11 protein-coding genes are annotated in these 13037 nt (G+C 33.8%); 10 read left to right on the top strand and 1 reads right to left on the bottom strand.

The window, feature by feature from the left end:
• Positions 1-6 precede the first annotated feature (6 nt).
• The 4 genes from FcAc13_RS06405 to FcAc13_RS06390 all read left to right on the top strand — a co-directional run bounded on the left by FcAc13_RS06405 (position 7) and on the right by FcAc13_RS06390 (position 4528).
• Positions 7-588, top strand: coding sequence for an acyl carrier protein phosphodiesterase (locus FcAc13_RS06405; RefSeq protein WP_187755381.1), 582 nt, complete (start codon positions 7-9; stop codon positions 586-588).
• Between the two features lie 205 nt (positions 589-793).
• Positions 794-1837 carry a zinc transporter ZntB gene (zntB, locus tag FcAc13_RS06400; protein ID WP_187755380.1) on the top strand — a complete coding sequence of 348 codons (1044 nt, stop codon included), beginning with the start codon at positions 794-796 and terminating at the stop codon, positions 1835-1837.
• A 36-nt stretch (positions 1838-1873) separates the two neighbouring features.
• Positions 1874-2641, top strand: coding sequence for a GNAT family N-acetyltransferase (locus FcAc13_RS06395; protein WP_187755379.1), 768 nt, complete (start codon positions 1874-1876; stop codon positions 2639-2641).
• Between the two features lie 12 nt (positions 2642-2653).
• On the top strand, positions 2654-4528 hold the full coding sequence (locus tag FcAc13_RS06390; RefSeq protein WP_223064545.1) for a DNA topoisomerase III: 1875 nt from the start codon (positions 2654-2656) through the stop codon (positions 4526-4528).
• 3 nt (positions 4529-4531) lie between these two features.
• Here the strand turns inward: FcAc13_RS06390 and FcAc13_RS06385 are convergent, their stop codons facing one another.
• Positions 4532-5914, bottom strand: a complete 1383-nt coding sequence (locus tag FcAc13_RS06385; protein WP_187755378.1) for an MATE family efflux transporter — start codon at positions 5912-5914, stop codon at positions 4532-4534.
• 216 nt (positions 5915-6130) lie between these two features.
• On the opposite strand from FcAc13_RS06385, the gene yejK reads away from it, so the two are divergent.
• The 6 genes from yejK to FcAc13_RS06355 all read left to right on the top strand — a co-directional run bounded on the left by yejK (position 6131) and on the right by FcAc13_RS06355 (position 12988).
• The gene (gene yejK / locus FcAc13_RS06380) at positions 6131-7132 is read left to right on the top strand and encodes a nucleoid-associated protein YejK (RefSeq protein ID WP_187755377.1); all 1002 of its coding nucleotides are present in this window, start codon (positions 6131-6133) and stop codon (positions 7130-7132) included.
• 208 nt (positions 7133-7340) lie between these two features.
• The gene (gene nfo / locus FcAc13_RS06375; protein ID WP_187755376.1) at positions 7341-8183 is read left to right on the top strand and encodes a deoxyribonuclease IV; all 843 of its coding nucleotides are present in this window, start codon (positions 7341-7343) and stop codon (positions 8181-8183) included.
• A 431-nt stretch (positions 8184-8614) separates the two neighbouring features.
• Positions 8615-9445 (top strand): MetQ/NlpA family ABC transporter substrate-binding protein, encoded by an 831-nt coding sequence (locus FcAc13_RS06370; protein WP_187755375.1) that lies wholly within the window; start codon positions 8615-8617, stop codon positions 9443-9445.
• Positions 9446-9545: 100 nt separating this feature from the next.
• Positions 9546-10607 (top strand): methionine ABC transporter ATP-binding protein, encoded by a 1062-nt coding sequence (locus FcAc13_RS06365; RefSeq protein ID WP_187755374.1) that lies wholly within the window; start codon positions 9546-9548, stop codon positions 10605-10607.
• A 25-nt stretch (positions 10608-10632) separates the two neighbouring features.
• Positions 10633-11313 carry a methionine ABC transporter permease gene (locus FcAc13_RS06360; RefSeq protein ID WP_187755373.1) on the top strand — a complete coding sequence of 227 codons (681 nt, stop codon included), beginning with the start codon at positions 10633-10635 and terminating at the stop codon, positions 11311-11313.
• Positions 11314-11515: 202 nt separating this feature from the next.
• Positions 11516-12988, top strand: coding sequence for a glycoside hydrolase family 32 protein (locus FcAc13_RS06355; RefSeq protein WP_187755372.1), 1473 nt, complete (start codon positions 11516-11518; stop codon positions 12986-12988).
• Positions 12989-13037: the final 49 nt, after the last annotated feature.

Genomic DNA, 13037 nt, shown 5'->3' with positions numbered 1-13037 from the left:
TAAAATATGAATATATTGGCACATCTTCATCTTGCAACTTTAGCTAATAGCTCAATTATTGGTAACGTTGCTGCCGATTTTGTGAAAGGCGATCCTTATCAACAATTTCCTCAAGTGATTGCTGATGGCATAATGTTACATCGTCGTTTAGATAAGTTAGTTGATCAAATGACGGAGGTTAAACAAGCCAGAAATTTATTCCAGCCTACTCATCAACGTGTTGCTCCCATAACATTAGACATCGTATGGGATCATTTTTTAGCAAAGCATTGGCATCACTTTAATCCCGATTGTGATTTAGTTATTTTTAATCAACGAATGAAAAATGAAATTAACCATCAAATTCAATTATTCAGTCAAGATTGCCAGCAGTTTATGCAACATGTATGGCAAGGTGAATGGCTAATGAATTATGCTAATTTAGATTTTATTAGCAAAGTACTTAATGGTATGGCAAATCGCCGGCCAAAACTTTTTTTAATTCGTGATACTGTCGTTGATATTCACCAAAATTATTCCCAACTCGAAACACACTTTTTCCAATTCTATCCTGTTTTAATATCTCAAGCTCAAGCAAAACGATTATAATTAAGAGTTTGGTTATGGAATTTAATAAAACAACAATTATATCAATAAGATATGTTTATTTAGATTGTGATTGGCGAACTGATTTTTGTTTGCTATCTTAATAATATTCGTCAAAAGTGAGTTTTTACGTAAGTAAAATGTGGCAAAGCGTTTTAATACAGTGAAAAGGCTGCGTTAAAACGACAAAATTTAGTAGGGTAATGATATGACACAAGATGTTAATCAAAATGGGGATTTTAGTCATTATATTGATAAAAAAGTGAAAGTTTTACCTATTCAAAATTCGCTTTTGTTATCAGCTAATCCAGTTTATAGTTGCCAATTGGATGGTAAAGGCAAAGCTTTTCCATTAGATCATCAAGGTGAAGCAACCATACAACAACCTTGCTGGATTCATTTAGACTTTGCTAAACCCGAAACTATTGATTGGATTAAAACAACCAATTTAATACCTGATTTAGTTAAAGACGAATTAATCAAACCCAATCAAATATCCAAAGAAACGCGGTTTGATACAGGAATTCTAGTTGTTATGCGAGGAGTCAACTATACACCTAATGAATTACCTGATCCAATTGTCACATTTCGATTCTATATCACCGATAATTTGATTATTTCTACTCGCCATCAGCAGATAGATGCAATATCAAAATTAAAAGAAAATTTAGAACAAGGTATTGGACCCGTTGATGTTGCAGACTGGTTAATCCAGGTATCAGAACTGATCAGTGATCAGGTAAATTTGTCATTTGATGGAGTGCATAATAAAATTATTAAACTTGAAGATTTGGTTTTGAATCAGCGCGTATTTTCTCACAAAGAAATAGGGCGAGTACGCAAACAATTAATTGTATTACGTCGACTTCTCTCGCCACAACGCGATATATTTGTTAAAATCGCCACTGAAAGAATATCCTGGATTGATGATAATGATCGTCAACGATTACACGATATTTCTAATCAGCAAAGTCATTACGTATCGGATATTGATAGCTGTTTATTGCGTTTAGCATCCATCATGGAACAAATTAATAGTTTTTTGGCGGAATCAACCAATAAACGTATTTATTTAATGTCGTTATTTACCATTATTTTTACTCCAATTACTTTTATCACTAGCTTGCTTGGTGTTAATTTGGCCGGTATTCCTTTCAGTGAAAAAGAATGGTCGTTTATTGGTTTAATAATTCTATTGATTGTGATTTGTATAGTTTCAGCTATATGGCTTAAGCTAAAAAAGTGGTGGTAAAAAATTAAGCTTTAATATGTAAAAGGTAATATATTGATGTATTTTGATAAAATAATTAATAAGAAAGATATTGAACCGTTATTTCAAAGTACAACTCAAACAATTATTCAAGCTTATTTTGAAGGAAATATTGGTTTTGCTTATGCTGATAATTTATTGCGACCGACAACAGTAGTAATTAATACAGGTTGCTTCTTTTTTTTAGCCGGTAAGCCGAATCCGGATATGCTTTACTATATTCCCAAAGTATATAGTGATAATTATGCAATTCTGGTCCCTATTGATGATATCTGGCAAAATTTGATTGAAAATGTATATCGTAACAATGATGAGAAAATTACACGTTATAGTTTCTATACTCCTAAAGTTTTTGATATTCACAAACTACAATTAATTATTTCAAAATTACCTAAAAACTATCAATTAAAAGCTATTGAAGAAAAGGATTATCAGCAAATTATCAATCTCGAATGGGCTAAAGACTTGTGTAAAAACTTCAGTTCATATTTAGATTTTGAAAAATCTGGATTGGGATTTATTATTTTAAAAGATAATGTTATTGTTTCTGGTGCATCATCTTATTTAGCTTATAATAATAGTATCGACATTGAAGTCGATACTATAGTTGAAGAAAGGCGAAAAGGACTTGCTTTGATTAGTTCGGCAAAGTTAATTTTGGCCTGCCTGAATCGTCAAATATCACCTAACTGGGATGCACACAATAAACCGTCTTTAAAGCTTGCTATCGAGTTAGGGTTTCTTTTAAATCAACCCTATAGTGCATATATCGTTTGGAATTTGTAACTAATACTAATTATGATGCAATCTAATGAATCTTATCGTTTATTTATCGCCGAAAAACCTAGTTTAGCTAGAGCTATTGCAGATGTTTTGCCCAAGCCTCACCAAAGGGGAGATGGTTTCATTCGCGCCGCAAATGGCGATATTGTGAGTTGGTGTATTGGTCATTTACTTGAGCAAGCAGCACCCGATAATTATGATCCACGCTATAAAAAATGGCAAATTAGTGATTTACCTATTATTCCTGATAATTGGTTATTATTACCGAAATCGAGCACCCATAAACAATTTACTGTTTTAACTCAATTAATTACTAATGCCACCGAAATTGTCCACGCGGGAGACCCTGATCGTGAAGGGCAGCTATTAATTGATGAAGTATTAAATTATTGTCAAATTGCCGTAGAAAAACGCCGTTCGATTAAGCGATGTTTAATAAGTGATCTTAATGCTTCTGCCGTTGAAAAATCGCTAAAAAATTTACGTAATAATCAGGATTTTGTACCGTTATCCACTTCAGCTTTAGCTAGAGCCCGGGCTGATTGGTTATATGGGATCAATATGAGTCGATTATGCACGATTAAAGGGCAAAATCGAGGGTATAAAGGTGTTTTATCAATTGGACGGGTACAAACACCCGTATTAGGTTTGGTGGTCAAACGCGACTTAGAAATTGAGAATTTTGTCAGTAAACCATTTTATGAAGTTTATGCCATCATTGAAACGACACATAAAGAAACGTTTAAAGCTAAATGGCAACCTAGTGAATCGTGTGCACCATATCAAGATGATGAGGGCAGAGTATTAGTAAAAGCTTTGGCAGAAAATGTTTGCCAACGAATTAAAAATCAGTCGGCTAATATTTTGAATGTCAGTAACAAGAAAAAGGAACTTGCCCCACCATTGCCATTTAATTTATCGGCTTTACAAATTGAAATGGCTAAGAAAAATAATTTGAGTGCGCAAGAGGTTCTAGATATTTGCCAATCATTATATGAAAAACATAAATTAATTACCTATCCCCGTTCTGATTGCCGATTTTTACCGGAAGAACATATCAATCAAATTAGTGGCGTCATCGCAGCTATTCGCCATAATTGCCAAACCTTAGTTGATGCTATTGAGCATGTTGATGTAACTATACGAACCAAAGCATGGAACGATAAAAAAGTTGAAGCACATCATGCAATTATTCCAACTTTAAGAACCGTTGATTTCACAAAATTAACCGCTAATGAACAAGCTGTTTACATTACGATTGCAACACAGTATTTAGCTCAATTTTATTCAAATTATCGTTATGCTGAACTACAAATTGATGTTGAAATAGCTAAAGGAAAGTTTGTTGCTAAAGCTAATCAAATGTTAGCTGAGGGCTGGAAACAGCTGTTTCGTAGTGCTAATAATCAAAATATTCAGGATTCAGAACCATTATTAACTAAATTGGTGAAAAAAGGCGATCAGGCTTGGTGTTATGATGCGGAATTAATCAATAAAGAAACTACGCCACCTAAGCCGTTCAATGATGCAACGTTATTATCTGCCATGACGGGTATTTCACGTTATGTTAGTGATCCAAATATCAAAAAAATTCTCCGTGAAACCGATGGTTTAGGAACTGAAGCTACTCGTGCCGGAATCATTGAATTGCTGTTTAAACGCCAATTTTTAATACGTCAAGGTAAAACGATTCGTGCAACTGAAATTGGGCGTCGACTAATAGATATGTTACCGACTAAAATGACAGTTCCAGATATGACCGCGCATTGGGAGTCGCAATTAGATGCAATTAGCCATAAACAATTTAATTATCATCAATTTATGGCTGAATTACAGCAATCGCTTTATTTGCTGATTGAACAACTTAATCGGGTACAATTTAATCATTAAATACTAAGTTTTATTGATATTTAACCCATGTCGCTTATTGATTGATTTGAAGAACCAATAAATAGCAATATAAGCTAGTGCAGTAGATAAAAAATCGGATAACGGCGAGGCAGCCCAAACACCATCTAGACCAAAAAATAGCGGTAACGTATATAAAATTGGCAACAATATTAAAACTTGTCGAGATAAACTTAATATAATCGAAATTTTAGCCATGCCAATACATTGAAAGAAACTAGTGGTAACCATTTGAAAACCTACAAATGCATAAGCAAGTGTGACAAAACGCAATGCTATGGCAGACAATTCAATTATATCGTCATCAGAGCTAAATGCACTGACTAAAAGATGCGGCGTAAAAAAGCCAAGTAAGAAACCGATACTGGTTATTATGGTAGCAACTTTAACGGCATAGAAGAACGTTTGTTTAACGCGCAGGAGATTTTTACACCCAAAATTATAGCCTACAATTGGTTGCATGCCTTGGTTGACACCAATAACAATCATAATAATCAATGTAATTAAACGATTGGCATTAGCGTAAGCAGCAATAGCATCATCACTATTGATATGGCTTATTGGTGCATAATGATTAAGTTGCCAATTAATAAATATAACAACCGCAGATGTGGAAATTTGCATAGCAAACGGCGACATTCCAATAGATAAAATACTTTTTACTGACTCCCAGTTTAGACGAAGATTGTGCCAACGTAAGCGTATATCGCTGTACTTATTAGTAAAGTGTTGCATAACAAAGACAAAACTGATAATCATTGATAATGTCGTGGCAATAGCCACACCATACATGCCCCAATCAAACAATAAAATAAAAATAGGCGCTAATATTATATTAGCAATGACACTTATGAACATGGTCACCATCGCTTTAAGTGGATAGCCGCATGCTCGCATCATATTATTGAAGTTAAATGTTAATGTTAAAAATAAACTCCCTGGCAGGAAAACAGTTAAAAACTGTTTAGCATATAAATGAGTGATTTCACTGGCACCAACGAAATATAACATCGGATCAATAAATAAGAGTAACAAAAACAAAGTGATGCCACTTAATATCAAAGTTAAAACAAACGAAGTCCCCGCTAATTGTTCTGCTTTGTCATGTTCTTTTTTTCCCAAAAGAATAGAAATACGACTAACCGAACCGACACCAACTAACAATCCGATTCCAGTAGCAATATTCATAATGGGTAGGATTAAACCAGCAGCACTTAAGGCCTCTCGACCAATGAAGTGGCCAATAAATATACCATCAATAATATTATATAAGGTATTCACACTTGTGCCGACAATGGCAGGAAGAGCATATTGCCAAAAAAGGGCACTGATTTTTTTGTCAGTAAAGTCACGATAGTTAGTGGTCATAAAAATGTCTTTTTGCGATTTAATGAAGATTTAGCGATAATAAAAATCTTCAAACATGGATAAAGTTTCCATTAATAGTTATAAAAAATAGAAAAATTAATTTATTATCTTTTATTTAGTAATATTTTATCAGACATTATTTTTGATAATACTTATTTTTTAATAAATTCTGTTACAATATCGAGCAATTTTCTGCTAAAGCATAAAGGTGAGTAAATGAGCTTACAGATTGAAAAAATTGTTTTACATCAATTGATTCGTAAAAGCGAAAGCGAAATTGATGTGGTATTACGTGATTCAATGCTTGAAAATCATCAAGTTGTGAATGATTTGATCGCCGACATTAATCGAGTTTATAACAATAAATCTAAAGCCTACGGGCTATTTAATGAAAATAGTTTATTTGAAACTTCAGTGAAAGAGTTGCAATGTGGTAATCAAGATTTCCTCAATTTTAGTCAACATTCAGTGAAACAATTGCGCAATGAATTGGCAAAATATCCATTTGCTGAAGGGGGTACGGTAGTGTTTTGCCTCTATCGTTATTTAGCGGTTGAGTATTTATTGATTGCGGTATTAAATAGTTGTCATAGTATGTTAGTCAATGAACAACTTGAGATCAATCAAACCCAATATCTAGATATTGATCATGCTGACATCATTGCCCGAATTGATATTACCGAATGGCAAACAGAACCTGATTCAAAACGATATTTAACTTTTCTTAAAGGGCGAGTTGGTCGAAAAGTGTCAGATTTCTTTATGGATTATTTAGGGGCTAGTGAGGGGTTAAATACTAAGAATCAAAACAAGACACTTGTTAAAGCAGTTGATGATTATTGTCACGTGATAGAACTTGACAAACAAGAGAAGAAAGCTGTACGTGAACAGGTTTATGGTTATTGTAAAGGCCAACTTGAAGCCGGCGAAGAGATTAAATTGTCAAATTTAGCTAAAGAGTTACCTGCATCTGTTGATAATAATTTTAGTACCTTTATTGCTAGTCAAGATTATGACTTAGATGATGAGTTTCCGGTTGATCGCTCTACTCTACGGCAATTAAAAAAGTTTTCCGGTAGTGGGGGAGGCATAACAATCAATTTTGATGCTGATTTACTTGGTGAACGTATAAAATGGGATCCGCAAACAGATACATTAGTGATTAAAGGGCTACCACCTAATCTACGTGATCAATTACAAAGAAATCATGAATCCTGATTAGTGATTGAATTTGTTAATTCTAATTAAGAATAATCCATACAACAATCATCATAATAATTAGGTTGAATAAACAACCTAATTATTCATCAAGCAATTACTGTAATAGACATTTGACGCAAAGACTTTTGCTAAAATAATTTTAATTAAACCATTTTGTTTAAAATTAACGAACTAAATAAATACCATTTAAGGGAGTTGTTTCAGCATGAAATATATTGGTGCTCATGTAAGTGCTTCTGGTGGCGTAGATAATGCGCCAATTAATGCCCATCAAATTAATGCAACAGCATTTGCGTTGTTTACCAAAAATCAACGTCAATGGCATGCGAAACCATTAGAATCAAAAATCATTGATCAATTTCATGAAAATTGTAAAAAATATGGTTATCAGAGTAAACAGATTTTACCACATGATAGTTATTTGATAAATTTAGGGCACCCCGAACAGGAGCAGTTAGAAAGATCTCGTGCAGCTTTTTTAGATGAAATGCAGCGTTGTGAACAATTAGGTTTAACCTTATTAAATTTCCATCCAGGTAGTGACTTGCGTAAAATTTCGGTGGATGAATGTTTAGCGCGCATAGCACAATCAATAAACATTACCTTGGAAAAAACCCAAAATGTGGTGGCGGTTATAGAAAATACTGCTGGTCAAGGATCAAACTTGGGTTATAAATTTGAACATTTAGCGCAAATCATCGAACAAGTGGAAGATAAAACCCGAGTCGGAGTATGTATTGATACTTGCCATGCTTTTGCTGCCGGGTATGATTTACGCACTAAAGAAGCTTGCGCCGATACGTTTGCTGAATTTGATAAAATAGTTGGTTTTAAATACTTACGAGGTATGCATCTTAATGACGCTAAAAGTGAACTAGCCAGCCATGTCGATCGTCACGATAGTTTAGGAAAAGGCAATATTGGCAAAGTTGCGTTTGAATATATAATGCAAGAGCCAAGAATTGATGAAATTCCACTTATTTTGGAAACCATCAATCCTGATATTTGGGCTGATGAAATCGCTTGGTTAAAATCGATGGCTAAATAAGCAATATCACTTTAACTTTTATCCTTTCATTAAATAAGGCTGATTTAGCCTTATTTGTTTAACTGTTATCAATCATTCACAACAGATTTATCTTGTTATATTTTTAATGTATCGCTAAACTCACGATGCGAAATTGGCAATAATTAGCCACAAATTATAGTTAAGTAATAATTCTTTTATTTCGGGGGAATTGTTCTTTCTTCGAAGGATATTTATGCTAATGATTACAAAATTTATTATTCTTATTATTTTATTCCATAATATTCAATCAAATTAGGTTGTAATTGCAATTTATCTTGTCATTTTATGTTATATAACTAAACAGCATATCAATATACACAATTCATATTTCGTAGATACCATTTTTATTGTTAATTTATTTACATAGTTAGCGAAATAATTTCATTCGTAAATAGGATCGAGGAATAATAATGATTAAAATTATTAGTAGTATGTTTTTAGCCTTTGCTTTTTGTATAGGGTTGGTCGGTTGTGATAAAGCAAATAATCAATCCATTACTCAAGATAATCAACTAATACGTGTTGGTACTTCTCCTGGACCCTATAGTGAATTATTTTTGCAAGCAATAAAACCAATATTGGAAAAGCAAGGATATACCATTAAAACCATTGAATTTGTTAATCTGCGGCAAGCTGATGTTGCTTTAGATTATGGTGATGTGGACATAAACGTTGATCAACATACCGCATATTATCAAGATTTTAACCGTAATAGTGGTAGTGATTTGATAGGTATTACTAAAATTCCTACGGTCCCAGCTGGGCTTTATACGGGTAAAAAGACCGCATTGAGTCAAGTTACTAGTGGCGATACTGTTGCGATTCCACTTGATCCATCCAATGCAGCTAGAGCTTATATGCTATTACAAAAAGCAGGTTGGATAACATTAAAAAATGGCATCGATCCGACTAAAATTAGTGCTCGAGATGTGGTTGAAAACAAATATGGTATCAATATTATCGAAATGGATAGTGCTACGATACCTCGTGCTTTACCCGATCTTGAATATGCCGTGATCACCGGTAGTATTGTTTATGCGGCAAAAATCGATGCCAAAAAAGCCTTATTACGTGAAGATATTTTGGAACCATTAATTTTAGTTGCTACTGTTAAACAAACTAATCAAAACACACCATGGGCAAAAGCGGTAGTTGCTGCTTATCATTCAGCAGCATTCAAACAGTATATGAAAGAACATAATTCAGATAATTATTGGTTTATCCCAGAAGAACTGAAGTAATCATAATTGATTACTTCAAAACAATGAATTTATAAATGGTCTAGTTATAACTTTAATCGGTGATCAATTGAATCTAATAAATATAATCGGGGCAAAACCAATGATTAAACTTGAAAATATTAATGTGAATTATCATGATAAACAAGGTCACATATTGCAAGCAGTTAATAATGTCAATTTGCATATTCAAAAAGGGGAAATTTTTGGTATTGTTGGTTATAGCGGTGCAGGTAAATCGACATTAGTTAGGGTTATTAATTTATTACAAAAGCCTCAATCCGGTAAAGTTATTGTTAATCATCAGGATTTAATGAATTTAAACGAAAAACAGCTTCGGGCAACCAGAAAAAAAATAGGTATGATTTTTCAGCATTTCAATTTAATGAATTCTCGTACCGTACATGGCAATGTTTTGTATCCATTACGTGACGCAAAATTGACTAAGCAAGAAAAAGAGCAGAAAATTCAGCAACTTCTTGAATTAGTAGGTTTAGCTGATAAACGCGATATGTATCCGTCGCAATTGTCAGGTGGGCAAAAACAGCGGGTTGCCATAGCCAGAGCATTAGCTAACGATCCAGAAATTGTTTTATGTGATGAAGCAACCAGTGCACTTGATCCGAAAAATACCCAAGCTATCCTAAAATTATTAAAAGAGGTTAATCAAAAATTGGGTATTACTATGGTGTTAATTACCCATGAAATGGATGTGGTGAAGGAAATATGCCATAAAGTGGCGGTGATGGAAAAAGGACGAGTGATTGAAGTGGGAAAAATTGTCGATATATTTAGTCATCCTAAACAATCATTAACGCAAGATTTTATTTACACCGCGTCTAATATTGAATTGGCTTATCAAAATATTTTTGATCATCCTTTATTAGCCAATAAATTGCAAAATGATTGTCTTTTCGAATTACATTATATCGGACATAACTCATTTAACCCTTTTATTAGTGAGCTATATCGACGTTATCAAACCGAAGTTACCATACTGTATAGCGATATTGAAATTATACAAAATCAACCGGTTGGTAATTTAATAGCTTTAATCACGTCAGAATCAACGCCGATTGAAAAAATTGAAAATTATTTACGTCAACAAAATATATCAATGAGTCGATTAAACGCCTTACAACATGAAAACTACTACCTAATTTAATTTTATTATAAGAGAGCTACAATATATGGGTGATTTTTTTTATCATTATTTTCCAAATGTTTTTGATATGAGAGAGGAAATACTAAAGTCGACGATTGATACCATCTATATGACTTTTTTTTCTGGTTTGGCTGGTGGTTTTTTGGGTATTGTGTTAGCCCTTCTGTTAGTGGCGACGAAACCTGATGGCGTGCTGGAACAAGCTAAGGTTCATTCATTCCTAGATAAATTTATCAACTTATTCCGCTCCATTCCCTTTGTGATTCTGTTATCGTTGTTAACTCCCGTGACTCGCCTAATCGTTGGTAAAACTATTGGATTAGATGCAGCGTTAGTCCCCTTAATAATTGGTTTTGCACCATTTTTTGCGCGGCAAATTCAAAATGCTTTGCTAGAAGTCGACGAAGGTATTGTGGAAGCAGCTAAAGCAATGGGATCATCTCCTTATGAAATTTTTGTTCATGTCTATTTAAAAGAAGGATTGGCGGCGATTATTCGCGCTTCTGCTGTCAGTATTATTAGCTTAATTGGACTAACAACAATGGCTGGTGCTGTTGGGGCTGGCGGATTAGGCACGCTGGCAGTAAAAAAAGGACATGAAGGATTTAAGGACGATATTTCAATTGTTTGTACACTAATTATCTTATTGTTAGTTTTTTTTACTCAATGGGTCTGTAATAGCTTAATCAAAAAAGTTAGTCATTAGATTAGTACATTGATTTCATTTGGCTAAATAGATTAGCAATATTTAGTTACATTGATAGTTATCAATGATTTTGGTTATTTCATTTAAGCGATATAATAATTAATAATTTTAATTTTCAATTACTTACATGCTCTAAATACTCAAGTGAGTAATGATTAATCTTTATCATTTATTTAATGATAGGATAAAAAGGAAATGAGATATGAAAGATCAAATTATTAATGCTAATCAATCGGTTGAGCAAAGGGCTAAGCAAGTTAAAAGTCGCTATTATCCTGCATATCATATTGCAGCAAAATCAGGTTGGATTAATGATCCGAATGGTCTTATCTATTTTAATGGTCAATATCATGCGTTTTTCCAACATCATCCTTTTAGCGAGCGTTGGGGCGAGATGTATTGGGGGCATGTTGTTAGTGATGATTTAGTTCATTGGCGATATTTACCTATCGCTTTAGCACCTTCGGAACCCTATGATAAAGATGGTTGTTTTTCTGGATCTGCAGTAGATGATAACGGGGTTTTAACTTTATTTTATACCGGCCATGTGTTACTAAATAACAATGAAATTCAAGGTCTGATTCATCAAGTGCAATGCATAGCAACCAGTCAAGATGGAATCCATTTTATCAAACAAGGTATCGTGCTTGCTCCCCCTGAAGGTATTATGCATTTTCGCGATCCTAAAGTATGGCGACAAGGTGATTGTTGGTATATGGTTTTAGGTGTTTGTGATAGTGAAAATATTGGGCAAGTTTGGTTATATCATTCGAAAGATTTATACCATTGGCAATTTGATCAGATTCTTGCCAAGGTTGATGATCCGGATGTCTATATGATGGAATGTCCAGATTTCTTTCCTTTAGGCGATAAATATATTTTGATGTTTTCTCCGCAAGGAATGCAAGCTAAGGGATATCAATATCGTAATCGCTTTCAATCCGGTTATATCGTCGGAGAGTGGCAACCGGGTGAGACGTTTAAAATTTGCCAGCCATTTACCGAGTTAGATTTTGGTCATGATTATTATGCGCCACAATCTTTCTTAACTGCTGATAAACGACGTATTGTAATAGCTTGGATGGACATGTGGGATTCGGTAATGCCGAGTCAAGCAGATAAATGGGCTGGTGCTTTAAGTTTGCCAAGGGAATTACATTTATCGAGTGACAATAAACTTATCATCTCACCAATTACTGAACTGCAATTATTACGCAGTAAAGCGGTATTGAGTCATGATATTGAGGTAATCAATGGTAAACAGGATTTACTCTTGGATAGTTGGCAGTGTGAATTGGTCATTAAAATCGATTTAAATAAAACAGATGCTGAACGTGCAGGAATCGCATTCACAGCCTCGAATGATGATAATCAGTTCACATTATTATATATAGATAACCAAGCTCAGCGCTTGATTTTAGATCGTGCTTTTTCTGGATCAGGCGTTATGGGATATCGTAGTATTGCAATTCCTGAAGGTCAAATACTGGAGTTACATATTTTCATTGATCATAGTTCAATTGAAGTATTTGTTAATCACGGTATGGCAACCCTGACTAGTCGTTTCTATCCTACTTATGAACAAAGAACCATAAAGGTTTTTGCCGAGAATGGTAAACTGGTAATCGATCAACTGGAATACTGGTATTTAAAAAATATCCATGACATTGTTTAGCTAGAGTTAATGAGTTTGTTTCCTTACCCCTATCATAAAAGGAGAATCA

This window comes from Frischella japonica (assembly GCF_014489845.1).
In the GTDB taxonomy this organism is placed as follows: Bacteria; Pseudomonadota; Gammaproteobacteria; order Enterobacterales; family Orbaceae; genus Frischella; species Frischella japonica.
This window is presented reverse-complemented; position numbering and strand designations above follow the sequence as displayed.